Origin of the sequence: Marilutibacter spongiae, from assembly GCF_014145325.1 — a bacterium.
Classification (GTDB): Bacteria; Pseudomonadota; Gammaproteobacteria; order Xanthomonadales; family Xanthomonadaceae; genus Marilutibacter; species Marilutibacter spongiae.
This window is the reverse complement of the sequence record NZ_JACHTF010000003.1, coordinates 91,961-108,676: the sequence shown is the minus strand read 5'-3', so window position 1 is coordinate 108,676 and position 16,716 is coordinate 91,961. Positions and strand designations below refer to the sequence as shown.

28 protein-coding genes are annotated in these 16,716 nt (G+C 64.9%); all 28 read right to left on the bottom strand.

Annotation, left to right across the window (positions count from 1 at the left end; translation table 11 throughout):
- Positions 1–14 precede the first annotated feature (14 nt).
- The 28 genes from rpsK to rpsL all read right to left on the bottom strand — a co-directional run bounded on the left by rpsK (position 15) and on the right by rpsL (position 16,603).
- Positions 15–407 carry a 30S ribosomal protein S11 gene (rpsK, locus tag H4F98_RS03735; protein WP_141519303.1) on the bottom strand — a complete coding sequence of 131 codons (393 nt, stop codon included), beginning with the start codon at positions 405–407 and terminating at the stop codon, positions 15–17.
- Between the two features lie 12 nt (positions 408–419).
- On the bottom strand, positions 420–776 hold the full coding sequence (rpsM, locus tag H4F98_RS03730) for a 30S ribosomal protein S13 (RefSeq protein ID WP_141519302.1): 357 nt from the start codon (positions 774–776) through the stop codon (positions 420–422).
- Between the two features lie 386 nt (positions 777–1,162).
- Complete coding sequence (secY, locus tag H4F98_RS03725; protein ID WP_182685297.1) at positions 1,163–2,512, bottom strand: preprotein translocase subunit SecY; 1,350 nt, start codon at positions 2,510–2,512, stop codon at positions 1,163–1,165.
- A gap of 7 nt (positions 2,513–2,519) precedes the next feature.
- On the bottom strand, positions 2,520–2,963 hold the full coding sequence (gene rplO / locus H4F98_RS03720; RefSeq protein WP_182685462.1) for a 50S ribosomal protein L15: 444 nt from the start codon (positions 2,961–2,963) through the stop codon (positions 2,520–2,522).
- A complete protein-coding gene (rpmD, locus tag H4F98_RS03715) occupies positions 2,963–3,160 on the bottom strand; it encodes a 50S ribosomal protein L30 (RefSeq protein ID WP_141519299.1) in 198 nt (65 codons plus the stop codon). The genes rplO and rpmD overlap by 1 nt, the downstream gene beginning before the upstream one ends.
- The gene (gene rpsE, locus H4F98_RS03710) at positions 3,153–3,692 is read right to left on the bottom strand and encodes a 30S ribosomal protein S5 (RefSeq protein WP_141519298.1); all 540 of its coding nucleotides are present in this window, start codon (positions 3,690–3,692) and stop codon (positions 3,153–3,155) included. Before rpsE ends, rpmD begins: the two co-directional genes overlap by 8 nt.
- 160 nt (positions 3,693–3,852) lie before the next feature.
- Complete coding sequence (rplR, locus tag H4F98_RS03705) at positions 3,853–4,206, bottom strand: 50S ribosomal protein L18 (RefSeq protein ID WP_141519297.1); 354 nt, start codon at positions 4,204–4,206, stop codon at positions 3,853–3,855.
- A 29-nt stretch (positions 4,207–4,235) separates the two neighbouring features.
- Positions 4,236–4,763, bottom strand: coding sequence for a 50S ribosomal protein L6 (gene rplF / locus H4F98_RS03700; protein WP_182685296.1), 528 nt, complete (start codon positions 4,761–4,763; stop codon positions 4,236–4,238).
- Positions 4,764–4,776: 13 nt separating this feature from the next.
- Complete coding sequence (gene rpsH / locus H4F98_RS03695) at positions 4,777–5,175, bottom strand: 30S ribosomal protein S8 (RefSeq protein ID WP_141519295.1); 399 nt, start codon at positions 5,173–5,175, stop codon at positions 4,777–4,779.
- Between the two features lie 149 nt (positions 5,176–5,324).
- Positions 5,325–5,630 carry a 30S ribosomal protein S14 gene (rpsN, locus tag H4F98_RS03690; RefSeq protein WP_141519294.1) on the bottom strand — a complete coding sequence of 102 codons (306 nt, stop codon included), beginning with the start codon at positions 5,628–5,630 and terminating at the stop codon, positions 5,325–5,327.
- 16 nt (positions 5,631–5,646) lie between these two features.
- Positions 5,647–6,186 (bottom strand): 50S ribosomal protein L5, encoded by a 540-nt coding sequence (rplE, locus tag H4F98_RS03685; protein WP_182685295.1) that lies wholly within the window; start codon positions 6,184–6,186, stop codon positions 5,647–5,649.
- Positions 6,187–6,197: 11 nt separating this feature from the next.
- Positions 6,198–6,512, bottom strand: coding sequence for a 50S ribosomal protein L24 (gene rplX / locus H4F98_RS03680; protein WP_141519292.1), 315 nt, complete (start codon positions 6,510–6,512; stop codon positions 6,198–6,200).
- A 16-nt stretch (positions 6,513–6,528) separates the two neighbouring features.
- Positions 6,529–6,897 (bottom strand): 50S ribosomal protein L14, encoded by a 369-nt coding sequence (gene rplN / locus H4F98_RS03675; protein ID WP_141519291.1) that lies wholly within the window; start codon positions 6,895–6,897, stop codon positions 6,529–6,531.
- Positions 6,898–6,913: 16 nt separating this feature from the next.
- Positions 6,914–7,183, bottom strand: coding sequence for a 30S ribosomal protein S17 (gene rpsQ, locus H4F98_RS03670; protein WP_141519290.1), 270 nt, complete (start codon positions 7,181–7,183; stop codon positions 6,914–6,916).
- Positions 7,184–7,192: 9 nt separating this feature from the next.
- Positions 7,193–7,378, bottom strand: coding sequence for a 50S ribosomal protein L29 (rpmC, locus tag H4F98_RS03665; protein WP_141519289.1), 186 nt, complete (start codon positions 7,376–7,378; stop codon positions 7,193–7,195).
- Complete coding sequence (gene rplP / locus H4F98_RS03660; protein ID WP_111267072.1) at positions 7,378–7,791, bottom strand: 50S ribosomal protein L16; 414 nt, start codon at positions 7,789–7,791, stop codon at positions 7,378–7,380. The genes rpmC and rplP overlap by 1 nt, the downstream gene beginning before the upstream one ends.
- A gap of 6 nt (positions 7,792–7,797) precedes the next feature.
- Entirely contained in the window at positions 7,798–8,532 is a 735-nt protein-coding gene (gene rpsC / locus H4F98_RS03655; RefSeq protein ID WP_141519288.1) for a 30S ribosomal protein S3, read from the bottom strand.
- 15 nt (positions 8,533–8,547) lie between these two features.
- A complete protein-coding gene (rplV, locus tag H4F98_RS03650) occupies positions 8,548–8,883 on the bottom strand; it encodes a 50S ribosomal protein L22 (protein ID WP_111267074.1) in 336 nt (111 codons plus the stop codon).
- Between the two features lie 10 nt (positions 8,884–8,893).
- A complete protein-coding gene (rpsS, locus tag H4F98_RS03645; protein ID WP_141519287.1) occupies positions 8,894–9,160 on the bottom strand; it encodes a 30S ribosomal protein S19 in 267 nt (88 codons plus the stop codon).
- 6 nt (positions 9,161–9,166) lie between these two features.
- A complete protein-coding gene (gene rplB, locus H4F98_RS03640) occupies positions 9,167–9,994 on the bottom strand; it encodes a 50S ribosomal protein L2 (RefSeq protein WP_182685294.1) in 828 nt (275 codons plus the stop codon).
- Between the two features lie 10 nt (positions 9,995–10,004).
- A complete protein-coding gene (gene rplW, locus H4F98_RS03635; protein WP_141519285.1) occupies positions 10,005–10,301 on the bottom strand; it encodes a 50S ribosomal protein L23 in 297 nt (98 codons plus the stop codon).
- Positions 10,298–10,903 carry a 50S ribosomal protein L4 gene (rplD, locus tag H4F98_RS03630; RefSeq protein WP_141519284.1) on the bottom strand — a complete coding sequence of 202 codons (606 nt, stop codon included), beginning with the start codon at positions 10,901–10,903 and terminating at the stop codon, positions 10,298–10,300. The genes rplW and rplD overlap by 4 nt, the downstream gene beginning before the upstream one ends.
- 12 nt (positions 10,904–10,915) lie before the next feature.
- Entirely contained in the window at positions 10,916–11,569 is a 654-nt protein-coding gene (gene rplC / locus H4F98_RS03625; RefSeq protein ID WP_141519283.1) for a 50S ribosomal protein L3, read from the bottom strand.
- Between the two features lie 10 nt (positions 11,570–11,579).
- Positions 11,580–11,891: a 30S ribosomal protein S10 gene (gene rpsJ / locus H4F98_RS03620; protein ID WP_027070119.1), complete on the bottom strand. Its 312-nt coding sequence runs from the start codon at positions 11,889–11,891 to the stop codon at positions 11,580–11,582.
- A gap of 354 nt (positions 11,892–12,245) precedes the next feature.
- A complete protein-coding gene (gene tuf / locus H4F98_RS03615) occupies positions 12,246–13,436 on the bottom strand; it encodes an elongation factor Tu (protein ID WP_182685288.1) in 1,191 nt (396 codons plus the stop codon).
- 68 nt (positions 13,437–13,504) lie between these two features.
- Positions 13,505–15,595: an elongation factor G gene (fusA, locus tag H4F98_RS03610; RefSeq protein WP_182685293.1), complete on the bottom strand. Its 2,091-nt coding sequence runs from the start codon at positions 15,593–15,595 to the stop codon at positions 13,505–13,507.
- 153 nt (positions 15,596–15,748) lie between these two features.
- Entirely contained in the window at positions 15,749–16,216 is a 468-nt protein-coding gene (gene rpsG / locus H4F98_RS03605; RefSeq protein WP_141519610.1) for a 30S ribosomal protein S7, read from the bottom strand.
- A 12-nt stretch (positions 16,217–16,228) separates the two neighbouring features.
- Positions 16,229–16,603 (bottom strand): 30S ribosomal protein S12, encoded by a 375-nt coding sequence (gene rpsL, locus H4F98_RS03600; RefSeq protein ID WP_141519609.1) that lies wholly within the window; start codon positions 16,601–16,603, stop codon positions 16,229–16,231.
- Between the last annotated feature and the right edge of the window lie 113 nt (positions 16,604–16,716).

The following is a 16,716-nucleotide window of genomic DNA, read 5'->3' as shown; positions in this document are numbered from 1 at the left end:
TATTCTTCAGCTCCTCAGACGCGACGCTTTTTCGGCGGACGACACCCGTTGTGCGGGATCGGCGTCACGTCGATGATGTTGATGATCTTGTAGCCGACGTTGTTCAACGAACGAACGGCTGACTCACGACCCGGACCCGGGCCCTTGATGCGCACTTCCAGCGACTTCACGCCGTAGTCGAGCGCGGCACGACCGGCGCGCTCGGCGGCGACCTGCGCGGCGAACGGGGTCGACTTGCGCGAGCCGCGGAAACCCGCGCCACCCGAGGTCGCCCACGACAGCGCATTGCCCTGGCGGTCGGTGATCGTGATGATGGTGTTGTTGAAAGAAGCGTGGACGTGGGCGATGCCGTCGGTGACGACGCGCTTGATCTTCTTCTTCGTCTTGGCTGCTGCCGGCTTGGCCATGATCTGGGTTCCTTACTTCTTGATGGCCTTGCGCGGACCCTTGCGGGTGCGTGCATTGGTCTTGGTGCGCTGGCCACGCAGCGGGAGGCCGCGACGATGACGCAGGCCGCGGTAGCAGCCCAGGTCCATCAGACGCTTGAGCGACATGCCGATCTCGCGACGCAGGTCGCCTTCGACCACGTACTTGCCGATCTCGGCGCGCAGGCGCTCGACTTCGGGCTCGGACAGGTCACGGATCTTGGTCGTCTTCTCGATCCCGGCTGCATCGCAGACCTGGACCGAACGGGTACGACCGATGCCGTAGATGCTCTGGATACCCACCCAGACATGTTTCTGTGGCGGCAGATTGACGCCTGCAATACGCGCCATAACGCGATCTCCAACTGGTTTGGCGGCCAGGCAGGAAATTGCCCGGCGGAGTGAATCGGAAATGATAGCAAAATTCCAGGGTTACAGGAAGCCCTACGCCAAGGCACGGCGCATGGCCCGGCATGGGGAGTGTGCCCATGCTCCGGCGACGGCCCCGGGCTGTACCGGCAGGGTCTGGAACCCCCTGCCGGCCCCGCGCACTACTCTGGTGCGCGTATGGCCTGGAACCACCCGCGCCTGGAATTGCCGCGCGGGTCGCCCATCACGTTTGTCCGGACGGGAATCCGGATCGCGAAAGCCGGTCGAGGCCGGCGGCCGCCTGGCAGGCGGACCGGGGTCCGCCCTGCCTGCGCCGGTGCCCTGGGGCCCGGCGCGACTGCATTCCATCAGCGCCCGGAACGCGAACCCTTCAGGTTCGCCTTCTTGAGCAGGCTCTCGTACTGGTGCGACATCAGGTGCGCCTGGATCTGCGCGATGAAGTCCATCACCACCACCACCACGATCAACAGCGAGGTGCCGCCGAAGTAGAACGAGGTATTCAGTTCCTTGCGCATCACTTCCGGCAGCAGGCAGACAAGCACCAGGTAGGCGGCGCCGGCGGCCGTCAGGCGGGTCAGCACGCCGTCGATGTACTCGGCGGTGGCCTTGCCCGGCCGGATGCCCGGGATCAGGGCGCCCTGCTTCTTCAGGTTGTCCGCGGTTTCCTGGGAATTGAACACGAGCGCCGTGTAGAAGAACGCGAAGCCCGCGATCATGCCGCCGTAGAAGATCATGTGGAGCGGCTCGCCCGGGTTCAGCCACTGGCTGACCTGAAGGAGCCACGACGACGAACTGCCCTGGCTGAACCAGTTGGCGGCGGTCGCCGGGAACATCACGATGCTCGAGGCGAAGATGGCCGGGATGACGCCCGCCATGTTCAGCTTGAGCGGCAGGAACGAGGACTGGTTCATGTACGCGCTGCGACCGCCCTGGCGACGCGCGTAGTTCACCGTGATGCGACGCTGGCCGCGCTCCACGAACACCACGAAATAGGTGAAGCCGAGCACGATCGCCGCGATCAGGATCGCGCTGATGACGCTCATGTCGCCGTTGTTGATCTGCTGGAACATGCCGATCACCGCTGCGGGCAGGCCCGCGACGATGCCGGCGAAGATGATCAGCGAGATACCGTTGCCGACGCCGCGCTCGGTGATCTGCTCACCCAGCCACATCAGGAACATGGTGCCCGCGGTCAGCGCGACCACGGCGGTCAGGATGAAGCCCGGGCCGGGGTTGTAGACCACCTGGATGCCCTGGCTCGCGCCGCCCGCCTGGAGCGCGGTGGCGATGCCCCATGCCTGGAACACCGCCAGCGGGATCGCGCCCATGCGCGACCACTGGTTGATCTTGCGGCGGCCCGACTCGCCCTCCTTCTGGATGGCCTTCAGGCTCGGCACCATGTTGACCAGCAGCTGGACGATGATGGACGCGGAGATGTACGGCATCACGTTCAGCGCGAACAGGCTGAAGCGCGACAGGGCACCACCGGAGAACATGTTGAACATGTCCACGATGGTGCCTTCCTGGCTCTCCATCAACTGGAGCATGGCATCCGGATTGACGCCCGGCACCGGGATGTAGCAGCCGATGCGATAGACGATCAGCGCACCCACAACGAACAGGAGACGCTGGCGGAGCTCGGTGAACTTCCCGAGCCCGCCGCCCATGCCGGCCATCGCATTGCCGCTACGCGCCATCCGGTGCTTACTCCTCGACCTTGCCGCCGGCGGCTTCGATCGCCGCCTTCGCACCCGCCGTCGCCAGCAGGCCCTTGAGCACGAACGCCTTGGTCAGCTCGCCCTTGGCGACGACCTTGGCCTTCTTGGCGGTCGCCGGGACCAGCTTCGCGGCGCGCAGGGCGGCGAAATCGACCTCGCCGGCCTCCAGCTTGTCCAGCTGGTACAGCAGCACTTCGGCGGTGTCCTTGGCCATCCGCGAACGGAAACCAACCTTGGGCAGGCGGATGTGCATGGGCATCTGGCCGCCTTCGAAGCCGGCCTTGATCTTGCCCTTGCCGGCGCGCGCGAACGAGCCCTTGTGGCCACGGCCACAGGTCTTGCCCAGGCCGGAGCCGATGCCGCGACCGACGCGCTTGCGGTCTTCGCGGGCGCCCTCTGCGGGCTTGAGTGTGTTCAGACGCATGATGATTACTCCTCGACCCGGACCAGGTAGTGGACCTTGTTGATCAGGCCGCGCACCTGCGGGCTGTCCTTCAGTTCACGGACGTCATTGAGCTTGTTCAGGCCCAGGGCGCGCACCGACAGGCGGTGGCGTGCCTGCGAACCACGCAGGCCCTTGACCAGACGCACCTTCACGGTGCCGCCTTCGCTTGGCTTCTTAGCCATGGATCAGATCCTCCACCTTCTTGCCACGCTTGGCGGCGATCCTGGCCGGCGACTGCATGTCGGCCAAGCCGCGCACGGTCGCGCGCACCAGGTTGATCGGGTTGCGCGAACCCACCGCCTTGGCCAGCACGTCCTTCACGCCGACGGCCTCGAGCACGGCGCGCATCGCGCCACCGGCGATCACGCCGGTACCCTCGGAGGCGGGCTGCATGTACACGCGGGCCGCGCCGTGGCCGGACTTCACCGGGTGCCACAGGGTGCCGTTGTTCAGGTCGACGTTGACCATGTTCTTGCGGGCGTACTCCATCGACTTCTGGATCGCGACCGGCACTTCGCGCGCCTTGCCGTAACCAAAGCCGATGCGACCCTCGCCGTCGCCCACCACCGTCAGCGCGGTGAAGGTGAACTGGCGGCCGCCCTTGACGGTCTTGCTGACGCGGTTGACCGCGATCAGCTTCTCGATCATGCCGTCGTCGATCTCTTCGCGGTTACGGTCGCGATCACGACCCCGCGGTGCCCGATCTTCTGCCATTTTCTGTATTCCTGTAGTTGGAGAAATTTGCGGCGTTGCCGCTTATCGTTGTGAAGCGCCTCGGGTGCTCCGCTGCAACGAGAATTCGTTGCAGCGTCCGGCACGCCCGTGCCGGCGGGTACGACGACGGCATGGGGTCGCCCCCATGCCGCTTCAAGCCTTAGAACTGCAGGCCGCCCTCGCGGGCCGCTTCGGCCAGCGCCTTGATGCGGCCGTGGTAGCGGTAGCCCGAGCGGTCGAAGGCGACCTTCTCGATACCGGCCGCCTTGGCCTTCTCGGCGATGGCGCGACCCACCTTGGCGGCGGCTTCGGCGTTGTGGCCGTTCTTCAGGCCATCGCGGACGTCGGCCTGGGTGGTCGACGCGGCCGCCAGGACCTTCGAGCCGTCGGCCGTGAAGACCTGGGCGTAGAGGTGCTGGCCGGTACGCAGGACCGACAGGCGCGGCACGCCGAGCTCGCGGATGTGCGCGCGGGTCGACTTGGCGCGACGCAGACGGGCAATGTTCTTGTTCATGTTTTGTTCCTCGAAAGCTGAAGACCCGGTTAGGCCTTCTTGGCTTCCTTGCGAATGATGGTTTCGTCGCTGTACTTCACGCCCTTGCCCTTGTAGGGCTCCGGCGGACGGAAGCTGCGGATCTTGGCGGCGACTTCACCCACGCGCTGCTTGTCGGCGCCCTGCACCAGCACTTCGGTCTGGGTCGGGGTGGCGATGGTGATGCCTTCCGGGGCCGGGAACACGATCGGATGGGAGAAACCCAGCGACAGGTTCAGGTCCTTGCCCGACATCGAGGCGCGGTAACCGACGCCCACCAGCTCCAGCTTGCGCTCGAAGCCCTCGGAGACGCCGTGGACCATGTTGGCGATGATCGCGCGCAGGGTGCCGGTGATGGCGGTCTGCTCGGCGGTGGCCGGCGACAGCTGGACCTGGCCGTCCTCGATGGCGATCTCGACACCGGCGGGACGCGCGATCGACAGGGTGCCCTTCGGGCCCTTGACGCTGACGTTGTCGGCCTGGATGTTCAGCTCGACACCCTTCGGGAGGGCGATCGGCTTCTTGGCAACTCGGGACATTGCAGTTCCTCCCTTAGGCCACGAAGCACAGGACTTCACCGCCGACGCCCTGCTGGCGCGCCTGCGAGTCGGTCATGATGCCCTTCGAGGTGGAGATGATGGCGACGCCCAGGCCGTTGAGGACCTTGGGGATCGCGTCCTTGCCGCGGTACTGGCGCAGGCCGGAGCGCGAGTAGCGCTCGAGGCGGTCGATGACCGGCTTGCCTTCGTAGTACTTCAGCACGATCTCGAGCTCGGCCTTGCCGTTGCCCTGGTCGGTGACGCTGGAGTCGACGATGTAGCCTTCTTCCTTCAGGACGGCTGCGATCGCGACCTTGATCTTGGACGACGGCATCTTCACCGTCGGCTTGCGGACCGCGGCGGCATTCTTGATGCGCACCAGCATGTCGGCGATGGGATCAGTCATGCTCATGGAGTATTCACCTTATGAGTAGCACCGATATCCGCGGAATTGCGGGTTTTCAGTAATACGGATCAGTTGTAACGCTGGCGCCCCGGACGGGGCCGGGGCGTTTCCTGCAACGCAGCCGGCAAGTCTAGCAGACTTGCCGGCCTTGTGTGTTACCAGCTGGCCTTGCGCAGGCCCGGCACGTCGCCACGCATGGTGGCTTCGCGCAGCTTGTTGCGGCCCAGGCCGAACTTCGCGTAGACGCCACGCGGACGACCGGTCAGGGCACAACGGTTGCGCTGGCGGCTCGGCGAGGAGTCGCGGGGCAGCTTCTGCAGCTTGACCGCTGCCTCCAGCTTCTCCTCGTAGGAGGAGCGGTCGCTGGAGATGATCTTCTTCAGCTCGTCGCGCTTGGCGGCATACTTCGCCGCCAGCTTGGCCCGCTTGATCTCGCGGTTGACCATTGAGGTCTTGGCCATGGTGTATGTCCTCGGATCAGTTGCGGAAGGGGAAACGGAAGGCTTCGAGCAGGGCCCGGGCCTCGGCGTCGGTCTTCGCGGTGGTGGTGATCGCGATGTCCATGCCGCGCAGCGCGTCGACCTGGTCGTAGTCGATCTCCGGGAAGATGATCTGCTCCTTGACGCCCATGTTGTAGTTGCCGCGACCGTCGAACGACTTGGCGGACACGCCGCGGAAGTCGCGCACGCGCGGCAGGGCCACGTTCACCAGGCGATCGAGGAACTCGAACATCTTGGCGCGACGCAAGGTCACCTTGCAGCCGATCGGCCAGCCGTCGCGGATCTTGAACGAAGCGACCGACACGCGGCTCTTCGTCACGATGGGCTGCTGGCCCGAGAGCTTGGCCATGTCGGCCACGGCGTTCTCGAGGACCTTCTTGTTGGTGGCCGCTTCGCCCACGCCCATGTTCAGCGTGATCTTGACGAGACGGGGCACTTCCATGGGGTTCTTGTAACCGAACTTCTCGGTCAGCGCAGGAACCACCTCTTCCTTATAAATCTTTTCAAGCCGGGTCATTTGGGCATTCCTCAGGCGTCGACCGCCTCACCGCTGGAGCGGAACACACGCAGTTTGCGTCCATCCTCCAGCACCTTGAAACCAATGCGCTCACCCTTGCCAGTGGCCGGGTTGAAGAGCATCACGTTGGAAATGTCGATCGGCGCTTCGCGCTCGATGACGCCGCCAGGCTGGCCGGCCTGCGGGTTCGGCTTGGTGTGGCGCTTGATGATGTTGATGTTCGACACGACGACCTTGTCGCCGTCGACGCGCAGCACATCACCCTTCTTGCCCTTGTCCTTGCCGGCGGTGACGATCACTTGGTCACCCTTGCGGATACGGTTCATTTCTCTATTCCTCCGCTCAGAGCACTTCAGGCGCGAGCGAGACGATCTTCATGAACTTCTCGGAACGAAGCTCACGGGTCACGGGCCCGAAGATACGGGTGCCGATCGGCTCGTGCTTGCTGTTCAGCAGGACGGCGGCGTTGCCGTCGAAACGGATCAGCGAGCCGTCCGGACGACGCACGCCCTTGCGGGTACGCACCACGACGGCGTCGTAGACGTCACCCTTCTTCACCTTGCCGCGCGGGATGGCGTCCTTGACGGTCACCTTGATGATGTCGCCGATGCCGGCATAACGGCGCTTGGAGCCGCCCAGCACCTTGATGCACATCACTTCCTTCGCACCCGAGTTGTCGGCCACCCCGAGGTAGCTTTGCATCTGGATCATGGTTCAGCCTCCTCGGTTATTCGACCGCGCGGGTGACGATCTTCACCACGCGCCAGTTCTTGGTCTTGGACAGGGGTGCACACTCGGTGAGGCGGACGATGTCGCCCTCGTTGCATGCGTTGTCGCCGTCATGGGCGTGGAGCTTGGTCGAGCGACGGATGTACTTGCCGTACAGCGCGTGCTTGACCTGGCGCTCGACGAGCACGGTGACGGTCTTGTCCATCTTGTTGCTGACCACGCGTCCTTCGACCGTGCGCAGCGCCTTCTCTGTATTGTTGTCGGTCATGACGGGTCCTTACTTCTTCTGACCCAGCAGGGTGTTGACGCGCGCGATCTCGCGGCGCACCCGGCGGGCTTCATGGGTCTTGGCGAGCTGGCCGGTGGCCTTCTGCATGCGGAGGGCGAAGCTCTCCTTGTGCAGTTCGACCAGGTGGGCCTGCAGCTCGTCAGCCGATTTTTCACGCAGTTGCTTGAGTTCCATTACCGCACCGTCCGGGTCACGAAAGTGGTGGTCACCGACAGCTTGGCGGACGCCAGGCGGAATGCCTCGCGCGCCACTTCCTCGCTGACGCCCTCGATCTCGTAGATCATGCGGCCGGGCTGGATCTGCGCGACCCAGTACTCGACGTTGCCCTTACCCGAACCCATTCGGACTTCGATGGGCTTCTTGGTGATGGGCTTGTCCGGGAAGACGCGGATCCACATCTTGCCGCCGCGCTTGACGTAGCGGCTGATCGAACGGCGGGCCGCCTCGATCTGGCGCGCCGTGATCTGGCCGTGCGCGGTGGCCTTGAGGCCGTACTCGCCGAAGCTGACGGCATTGCCGTTCCAGCTCAGGCCCTCGTTACGGCCCTTGTGCACCTTGCGGTATTTGGTTCGCTTGGGTTGCAACATGGTCGTTTACCTCGATTCGCGGGCCGGACGGGCCGGACGCGCCGGACGGGAGGGACGATCGCCGCGGTCGCCGCGCGCGTTCTCTTCCGGCTTTTCCTGACCCACCTGGGAGAAATCGAAGATCTCGCCCTTGTAGACCCATACCTTGATGCCGATGATGCCGTAGGTCGTCTTGGCTTCGGCGAAGCCATAGTCGATGTCGGCACGCAGGGTGTGCAGCGGCACGCGGCCTTCGCGATACCACTCCGAACGGGCGATTTCCGCACCGTTGAGGCGGCCTGCGACGTTGACCTTGATGCCCAGGGCGCCGAGGCGCATCGCGTTGCCGACGGCGCGCTTCATCGCGCGACGGAACATGATGCGGCGCTCGAGCTGCTGCGCGATCGACTCGGCGACCAGCTGCGCGTCGAGCTCCGGCTTGCGGACCTCGGTGACGTTGATGTGCGCCGGAACGCCCATCAGGTCGCTGACTTCCTTGCGCAGCTTCTCGATGTCCTCACCGCGCTTGCCGATCACAACGCCCGGACGGGCGGTGTGGATCGTGACGCGCGCGTTGTTGGCGGGACGCTCGATGAAGATGCGGGAAATGCCGGCCTGCGAGAGCTTCTTGCGAAGCATCTCGCGGACCTTCAGGTCCGTCACCAGGAACTCGGCGTACTGCTTCTTGTTGGCAAACCACTTGGAGTTCCAGTCCTTGGAGATGCCAAGGCGGATGCCAGTAGGATGAACTTTATGACCCATTAGTCTGACTCCGCCTTACTTGCCGGCGCCCACAACCACAGTGATGTGGCTGGTGCGCTTGAGGATGCGGGTGCCGCGGCCCTTCGCTCGCGCCATGAAGCGCTTCAGCGTCGGACCCTCGTCCACCATGATGGTCTTGACCTTGAGCTCGTCGATGTCGGCGCCCTGGTTGTTCTCCGCGTTGGCGATGGCCGACTCGACGACCTTGCGGATCATGCCCGCGGCCTTCTTGTCGGAGAACTTCAGCAGGTTGACGGCGCGCTCGGCCGAGAGACCGCGGACCTGGTCGGCGACCAGGCGGGCTTTCTGCGGGGAGATGCGTGCGGTACGCAGGATGGCTTTCGCTTCCATGGTCATCTCCTTATCGGCTCTTCTTGTCGCCGACGTGACCCTTGAAGGTACGCGTCAGGGCGAACTCGCCGAGCTTGTGGCCAACCATGTTCTCGTTGACCAGCACGGGGATGTGGTTGCGACCGTTGTGCACGGCGATGGTGAAACCCACCATCTCCGGCAGAACCATCGAGCGACGCGACCAGGTCTTGATCGGCTTCTTGTTGTTGCCCGCGGTCTCCACCTTCTTCATCAGGTGGTGATCGACGAACGGGCCTTTCTTCAGTGAACGTGCCATGGCCGATTAGCTCCTACGATCGCGCACGATGAACTGCTGGGTGCGCTTGTTCTTGCGGGTCTTGTAACCCTTGGTCGGGACGCCCCACGGGGTGACCGGATGCGGATTACCCTGGCCGGCCTTGGCTTCACCACCGCCGTGCGGGTGGTCGACCGGGTTCATGGCCGCACCGCGGACGGTGGGACGAACGCCGCGCCAGCGCTTCGCGCCCGCCTTGCCCAGCTTCTCCAGGTTGTGCTCGTCGTTGCCGACTTCGCCGATGGTGGCGCGGCACTCGGCCGGCACCTTGCGCATCTCGCCGGAGCGGAGGCGCAGCGTGGCGTAGCCGTGCTCGCGGGCGACCAGCTGGACGCTGGCGCCGGCGGCGCGGGCGATCTGGGCGCCCTTGCCCGGCTTCATCTCGATGCAATGCACCGTCGAACCGACCGGGACGTTGGTCAGCGGCAGCGTGTTGCCGACGCGGATCGGGGCGTCGCGACCCGCGATCACCTGGTCGCCGGCCTTCAGGCCCTTCGGGGCGATGATGTAGCGGCGCTCACCGTCGACGTAGCACAGCAGGGCGATGTGGGCGGTGCGGTTCGGATCGTATTCGATCCGCTCCACGCGCGCCGGGATGCCTTCCTTGTTGCGCTTGAAGTCGATGATGCGGTAGTGCTGCTTGTGGCCACCGCCGACGTGGCGGGTGGTGATCCGACCGTGGTGGTTGCGGCCACCGGTCTTGCTCTTCTTCTCGACCAGCGCGGCGTGCGGGGCGCCCTTGTGCAGGCCGGGCGTCACCACGCGGACGGCCGAACGGCGGCCGGGCGAGGTGGGTTTGAATGTCATCAATGCCATGGGTCTATCCTCAGGCCGTGGCCATCACATCGATCGACTGGCCTTCGGCCAGCTTCACGTACGCCTTGCGCCAGTCGGCACGGCGGCCCATGCGGAAGCGGAAGGCCTTGCTCTTGCCCTTCACGTTCACCACATTGACTGCCTCGACCTTCACGTCGAACAGCTTCTCAATGGCCACCTTGATGTCGGCCTTGGTCGCGTCCGTCGCTACTTCGAAGACGTATTGGTTGGAGACTTCCTGCAGGCGCGCGGTCTTCTCGGACACGCGCGGCGCACGGATGATGTTGTAGAGCTTGGCGTCGTTCATGCCAGCCACTCCTCGATCTTCTTGACCGCGTCGGCGGTGACCACGACCGAATCGGCGCCCACCAGGGCGACGGGATCCAGGCCCTGGACGTCACGGACTTCGACGTACGGCAGGTTGCGGGCCGAGAGGTACAGGTTCTCGGTGGCTTCCTCGGTGACGATCAGCGGGCGCTTGCCCACCTCGAGTTCCTTGAGCTTGCCGACCAGGCTCTTGGTCTTGGCGGCATCGACGTCGAAGCTCTCGACGACCGTGATGCGGCCCTGGCGGTTCAGCTCGGACAGGATCGCGGCGATCGCTGCACGGTACATCTTGCGGTTGACCTTCTGCGCGAAGCTGCGCGGCTTGGCCGCGAAGGTCACGCCACCGCCGATGAAGATCGGAGCGGTCAGGGCGCCATGACGCGCGCCGCCACCCTTCTGCTTCTTCGACTTCTTGGTCGTACCGGCGACTTCCGAGCGGGTCTTCTGGGCCTTGGTGCCGGCGCGGCCGGCATTGCGATAGGCAACGACCACCTGGTGGACCAGGTCCTCGCTGAATTCGCGACCGAAGATCGCGTCGGAGACCGACACCGTCTTCTTGCTGTTATTGATGGCGAGTTCCATCGTCATCTCTCCTTATGCCTTGCTCGAGGGACGCACGATGACGTCGCCACCCGGTGCGCCCGGCACGGCACCCTTGATGGCGATCAGGCCGCGCTCGGCGTCGACCTTCACCACTTCCAGGCGTTGCGTGCTCTGCTGGACGGCACCCATGTGGCCGGACATCTTCTTGCCCGGGAAAACGCGGCCCGGCGTCTGGCGCTGGCCGATCGAACCGGGGGCGCGATGCGACAGCGAGTTACCGTGGGTCGCGTCGCCCATCTTGAAGTTCCAGCGCTTGATGGTGCCCTGGAAGCCCTTGCCCTTGGTCACGCCCTGGACGTCGACGATCTGGCCGACTTCGAAGATGTCGGCCTTGATCTCGCCACCGACATTGAAGTCGCCGATCTTGTCTTCGGCCACGCGGAACTCCCACAGGCCACGGCCGGCTTCGACCTTGGCCTTGGCCAGGTGACCGGCCTCGGGCTTGTTGACGAGCGATGCGCGCTTGACGCCGGCGGTGACCTGCACGGCGGTGTAACCGTCGCTGTCGACGGTCTTGATCTGGGTGATGCGGTTCGGGGTGGCCTCGATGAGGGTCACCGGCACCGACTTGCCGTCGGTGGTGAACACGCGGCTCATGCCGGCCTTGCGACCGACAATGCCCAACGAATACTTCTTCGCGGTCATGGTGGTTGCCTCAGGTCAGCTTGATCTGGACGTCGACGCCAGCCGCGAGCTCGAGCTTCATCAGCGCGTCCACGGTCTTGTCGTTGGGGTCGACGATGTCGAGCACGCGCTTGTGCGTGCGGGTCTCGTACTGGTCGCGCGCGTCCTTGTCGACGTGCGGGGAAACGAGGATGGTGTAGCGCTCGATCTTGGTCGGCAGAGGGATCGGGCCACGCACTTGCGCGCCAGTCCGCTTCGCCGTCTCAACGATCTCGCTGGCCGAGCGGTCGATCAGGCGATGATCGTACGCTTTGAGCCGAATCCGGATCTTTTGGTCCGCCATGACGGTATTCCTTCGTTAAAGAGCGACAGGCCTGCGGCTGGGTGCGCAGAACCCCGTGGAAAACAGCACCCGCTGCCAGGAAAACCCCTCCTCGCAGTCGGGAAAAAGGGCAGGCCAGTGAAACTGGCCCGCCCAGACAGAAAAGTATAAGGCGTATGTAACGACATCGTCAAGCCGGGACGCTGAACGCGCCCAGCCCACGCTGCCCTTCCATACGACGCTTCCCTGTCGGGCGAACACGAGGGACGTCCTGTCCCTCATTTCGCGGTATTCGTCCCCGTTCAGGGGACATGCCCGGGAGGCTGCACCTAGCCCACCTCCCCGGCCTGCCCGGCTACGCGCCGGGCCGCGTCATTACTTGAGGATCTTGGCCACCACGCCGGCGCCGACGGTACGGCCGCCTTCGCGGATCGCGAAGCGCAGGCCCTCGTCCATCGCCACCGGGTTGATCAGCTCCACCACCATCTTCACGTTGTCGCCCGGCATCACCATCTCCACGCCTTCGGGCAGGGTCACGGCACCGGTGATGTCGGTGGTACGGAAGTAGAACTGCGGACGGTAGCCCTTGAAGAACGGCGTGTGACGGCCGCCCTCGTCCTTCGACAGCACGTACACCTCGGCGTCGAACTGCGTGTGCGGGGTGATCGAACCCGGCTTGGCCAGCACCTGGCCACGCTCCACGTCGTCACGCTTCGTACCGCGCAGCAGCAGGCCCGCGTTGTCGCCCGCCTGGCCCTGGTCCAGCAGCTTGCGGAACATCTCCACGCCCGTGACCGTGGTCTTGGTGGTCGGACGGATACCGACGATCTCGATTTCGTCGCCCACCTTGATGATGCCGCGCTCGATGCGGCCGGTCACCACCGTGCCGCGGCCCGAGATCGAGAAAACGTCCTCGACCGGCATCAGGAACGCCTTGTCGATGTCGCGCTCCGGCTCCGGGATGTAGCTGTCCAGCGCTTCCACCAGCTTCAGGATCGCAGGCACGCCGATCTCGCTCTGGTCGCCTTCCAGCGCCTTCAGCGCCGAACCGTGCACGATCGGGGTGTCGTCGCCCGGGAAGTCGTACTTGCTCAGCAGCTCGCGCACTTCCATCTCCACCAGCTCCAGCAGCTCGGCGTCGTCCACCATGTCGGCCTTGTTCAGGAACACGACGATGTACGGAACGCCGACCTGGCGCGCCAGCAGGATGTGCTCGCGCGTCTGCGGCATCGGGCCGTCAGCGGCCGAGCACACCAGGATCGCACCGTCCATCTGCGCCGCACCCGTGATCATGTTCTTCACGTAGTCGGCGTGACCCGGGCAGTCCACGTGCGCGTAGTGGCGCGTCTCGGACTCGTATTCCACGTGCGCGGTCGAGATCGTGATGCCGCGCGCCTTCTCTTCCGGCGCCGCGTCGATCGCGGAGTAATCCTTGAACTCGCCACCGAAACGCTCGGCGCCCACCTTCGTCAGCGCAGCCGTCAGCGTGGTCTTGCCGTGGTCAACGTGGCCGATCGTGCCGACGTTCACGTGCGGCTTGGTGCGCTCGAACTTACCCTTAGCCATGACTATCTACCTTTTAATTGCGTATTGATCGTTGAAATGGTCGAGGGGCCGGCCGTGGCCGGCACCCATCAGTTCTTCTTGCTTGCGGCTTCGGCGATGTTGGCCGGCGCCTCGGCGTAATGGTCGAATTCCATCGTGAAGGTCGCGCGGCCCTGCGACATCGAGCGCAGGGTGGTCGCGTAACCGAACATCTCGCCCAGCGGGATCTTGGCGTTGATGATCTTGCCCGACGGGCTGTCTTCCTGGCCTTCCAGCATGCCGCGACGACGGCTGACGTCGCCCATCACGTCGCCGAGGTATTCCTCGGGGGTGACGATCTCGACCTTCATCATCGGCTCCAGCAGGACCGGGCTGGCCTTCATGAAGCCTTCCTTGAAGGCCATCGAGCCGGCGATCTTGAACGCCATTTCCGAGGAGTCGACCTCGTGGTACGAACCGTCCACGAGCTTGACCTTGACGTCGACGATCGGGTAGCCGGCCAGCACGCCGTTGGCGGCGGCTTCCTGGATGCCCTTGTCGACGGCCGGGATGTACTCCTTCGGCACGACGCCACCGACGATCGCGTTCTCGAACGCGTAGCCGGCGCCCTGCTCGTTGGGCTCCATCTCGATCCAGACGTGGCCGAACTGACCCTTACCACCGGACTGGCGGACGAACTTGCCTTCGACCTTGATCGGCTTGCGGATGGTCTCGCGGTAGGCGACCTGCGGCTTGCCGACGTTGGCCTCGACGTTGAACTCGCGCTTCATGCGGTCCACGAGGATGTCCAGGTGCAGCTCGCCCATGCCGGCGATGATGGTCTGGCCGGACTCTTCGTCGGTACGCACGCGGAAGGACGGATCCTCCTGCGCCAGGCGGCCGAGGGCGATGCCCATCTTCTCCTGGTCCGACTTGGTCTTGGGCTCCACCGCCATCGAGATCACCGGCTCCGGGAACGTCATGCGCTCCAGGGTGATGATGTGGTCCTGGGCGCACAGGGTGTCACCGGTGGTGACGTCCTTCAGGCCCACGGCCGCGGCGATGTCGCCGGCGCGGACTTCCTTGATCTCTTCGCGGTTGTTGGAGTGCATCTGCAGGATGCGGCCCACCCGCTCCTTCTTCGACTTGACCGGGTTGTACACCTGGTCGCCGGAGTTGAGCACGCCCGAGTAAACGCGGAAGAAGGTCAGGGAGCCCACGAAGGGGTCGGTCATGATCTTGAACGCGAGCGCCGAGAACGGCGCCTTGTCGTCGGCGCTGCGGGTGTCTTCCTTCTCGTCCTCGTCGATGCCCGCCACCGGCGGCACGTCGATCGGCGACGGCAGCAGCTGGATGACGCCGTCGAGCATGGCCTGCACGCCCTTGTTCTTGAACGCGGTACCCGCGAAGACCGGCACGATCTCCACCTTCAGGGTGCGCTCGCGCAGGCCCGCCAGGATGTCGGCCTCGTCGAGGTCGCCATCGGTCAGGTACTTGTCCATCAGCTCTTCGCTGGCCTCGGCGGCGGCCTCGACCATGAAGCTACGGGCTTCGGCGCACTTGTCGGCCAGCTCGGCCGGCACGTCGCGGTACTCGAACACGGTGCCCTGCGAAGCGACGTCCCAGTGGATCGCCTTCATCTTGACCAGGTCGACCACGCCCTCGAAGCCGTCCTCGGCGCCGATCGGCACCTGCATCGGCACCGGATAGGCGCCCAGGCGGGACTTCAGCTGCTCGACGACCTTGTCGAAGTTGGCGCCGGTGCGGTCCATCTTGTTGACGAACGCCATGCGCGGCACGCGGTACTTGTTGGCCTGGCGCCAGACGGTCTCGGACTGCGGCTGCACGCCACCGACGGCGCACAGCACGAAGACCGCGCCGTCGAGTACGCGCAGCGAACGCTCGACTTCGATGGTGAAGTCGACGTGGCCGGGCGTATCGATGATGTTCAGGCGGTGCTGCGGCATCGACTTGTCCATGCCGCTCCAGAAGGCCGTGGTGGCCGCGGAGGTGATGGTGATGCCGCGCTCCTGCTCCTGCTCCATCCAGTCCATGGTGGCAGCGCCATCGTGGACTTCGCCGATCTTGTGGCTGACACCCGTGTAGAACAGGATGCGCTCGGACGTGGTGGTTTTGCCGGCATCGATGTGGGCCATGATGCCGAAGTTGCGGTAACGCTCGATGGGAGTGGTGCGAGCCACGGGACCCTCTCGTATAGTTTTCGAATTCCAGATGGCCGGACGCCGCCTGACGGCGGCATCCGGTTCGCGAGGCGGCGTAGTTTCGTCGCCATGGCAGCCGCAAGGCTGCCGTCAGACTCCCCTGCCCTCAGTCGAGCGCAGGGGTCGCCCGGATCACCAGCGGTAGTGCGCGAAGGCCTTGTTGGCTTCGGCCATGCGGTGGGTCTCTTCACGCTTCTTGATGGCGCCGCCGCGGCTCTCGGACGCGTCGATCAGCTCGGCCGCCAGCTTGCGCGGCATGCTGTTCTCGCCACGCTTGCGGGCGGACTCGATCAGCCAGCGCATGGCCAGCGCCATGCGACGCGAGGCACGCACTTCGACCGGCACCTGGTAGGTGGCGCCACCGACGCGGCGGGACTTCACCTCGACGGCCGGGGACACGTTGCCCAGGGCCTTCTCGACGAGCTCCAGCGGGGCGTCGTTCTTCTCGCCGATGACGTCCATTGCGCCATAGACGATCTTCTCGGCGACGGACTTCTTGCCGCTCTTCATGACCATGTTGATGAAACGCGCGATCGTCTCGCTGCCATGCTTCGGATCGGGCAGGACGGAACGCTGCGGGGCGGAACCTTTACGCGACATGGATCAAATTCCTCAGGACTTCGGGCGCTTGGCGCCGTACTTGGAGCGACGCTGGCGACGCTTGGCGACGCCGGCGGCGTCGAGCGAGCCACGCACGGTGTGGTAACGCACGCCCGGCAGATCCTTCACGCGGCCGCCGCGGATCAGGACCACGGAGTGCTCCTGCAGGTTGTGGCCTTCGCCGCCGATGTACGAGATGACCTCGTAACCGTTGGTCAGGCGCACCTTGGCCACCTTGCGCATGGCCGAGTTCGGCTTCTTCGGGGTGGTGGTGTAGACGCGCGTGCAGACGCCGCGACGCTGCGGGCAATTGGCCAGCGCAGGCGAAGTGCTCTTGTACGTGGTCGCCTGCCGCGGCTTGCGGACCAGCTGATTGATCGTTGCCATCTGGTGCTCTTTGCTGAGAGGGCACCCAGGACGGGGCCCCTACGTGAATAACGAACGGCAAGCCGGGCACACCCAGCTCACCGAGACGGAAAAGTATAGCCCGCATCCGACGC

Bases quoted from the DNA above. Each gene is read 5' to 3' on its own strand.
- tuf (WP_182685288.1), bottom strand. From the start codon at position 13,436: ATGGCTAAGGGTAAGTTCGAGCGCACCAAGCCGCACGTGAACGTCGGC.
- rpsS (WP_141519287.1), bottom strand. From the start codon at position 9,160: ATGGCACGTTCACTGAAGAAAGGCCCGTTCGTCGATCACCACCTGATG.
- rplN (WP_141519291.1), bottom strand. From the start codon at position 6,897: ATGATCCAGATGCAAAGCTACCTCGGGGTGGCCGACAACTCGGGTGCG.
- rpmD (WP_141519299.1), bottom strand. From the start codon at position 3,160: ATGGCTAAGAAGCCAAGCGAAGGCGGCACCGTGAAGGTGCGTCTGGTC.
- rplX (WP_141519292.1), bottom strand. From the start codon at position 6,512: ATGAACCGTATCCGCAAGGGTGACCAAGTGATCGTCACCGCCGGCAAG.
- rplB (WP_182685294.1), bottom strand. From the start codon at position 9,994: ATGGCATTGATGACATTCAAACCCACCTCGCCCGGCCGCCGTTCGGCC.
- rpsC (WP_141519288.1), bottom strand. From the start codon at position 8,532: ATGGGTCATAAAGTTCATCCTACTGGCATCCGCCTTGGCATCTCCAAG.
- rpsQ (WP_141519290.1), bottom strand. From the start codon at position 7,183: ATGACCGACAACAATACAGAGAAGGCGCTGCGCACGGTCGAAGGACGC.
- rplC (WP_141519283.1), bottom strand. From the start codon at position 11,569: ATGACCGCGAAGAAGTATTCGTTGGGCATTGTCGGTCGCAAGGCCGGC.
- rplF (WP_182685296.1), bottom strand. From the start codon at position 4,763: ATGTCCCGAGTTGCCAAGAAGCCGATCGCCCTCCCGAAGGGTGTCGAG.
- rplR (WP_141519297.1), bottom strand. From the start codon at position 4,206: ATGAACAAGAACATTGCCCGTCTGCGTCGCGCCAAGTCGACCCGCGCG.
- rplV (WP_111267074.1), bottom strand. From the start codon at position 8,883: ATGGAAGCGAAAGCCATCCTGCGTACCGCACGCATCTCCCCGCAGAAA.
- rplE (WP_182685295.1), bottom strand. From the start codon at position 6,186: ATGACCCGGCTTGAAAAGATTTATAAGGAAGAGGTGGTTCCTGCGCTG.
- secY (WP_182685297.1), bottom strand. From the start codon at position 2,512: ATGGCGCGTAGCGGCAATGCGATGGCCGGCATGGGCGGCGGGCTCGGG.
- rplD (WP_141519284.1), bottom strand. From the start codon at position 10,903: ATGGAACTCGCCATCAATAACAGCAAGAAGACGGTGTCGGTCTCCGAC.
- rplP (WP_111267072.1), bottom strand. From the start codon at position 7,791: ATGTTGCAACCCAAGCGAACCAAATACCGCAAGGTGCACAAGGGCCGT.
- rpsG (WP_141519610.1), bottom strand. From the start codon at position 16,216: ATGTCGCGTAAAGGTTCCGCCCCGCAGCGTTCCGTCCTGCCCGATCCG.
- rplW (WP_141519285.1), bottom strand. From the start codon at position 10,301: ATGAACGACGCCAAGCTCTACAACATCATCCGTGCGCCGCGCGTGTCC.
- rpsL (WP_141519609.1), bottom strand. From the start codon at position 16,603: ATGGCAACGATCAATCAGCTGGTCCGCAAGCCGCGGCAGGCGACCACG.
- rpmC (WP_141519289.1), bottom strand. From the start codon at position 7,378: ATGGAACTCAAGCAACTGCGTGAAAAATCGGCTGACGAGCTGCAGGCC.
- rpsH (WP_141519295.1), bottom strand. From the start codon at position 5,175: ATGAGCATGACTGATCCCATCGCCGACATGCTGGTGCGCATCAAGAAT.
- rpsK (WP_141519303.1), bottom strand. From the start codon at position 407: ATGGCCAAGCCGGCAGCAGCCAAGACGAAGAAGAAGATCAAGCGCGTC.
- rpsM (WP_141519302.1), bottom strand. From the start codon at position 776: ATGGCGCGTATTGCAGGCGTCAATCTGCCGCCACAGAAACATGTCTGG.
- rpsE (WP_141519298.1), bottom strand. From the start codon at position 3,692: ATGGCAGAAGATCGGGCACCGCGGGGTCGTGATCGCGACCGTAACCGC.
- rpsN (WP_141519294.1), bottom strand. From the start codon at position 5,630: ATGGCCAAGACCTCAATGGTCAACCGCGAGATCAAGCGGGCCAAGCTG.
- rpsJ (WP_027070119.1), bottom strand. From the start codon at position 11,891: ATGGCGGACCAAAAGATCCGGATTCGGCTCAAAGCGTACGATCATCGC.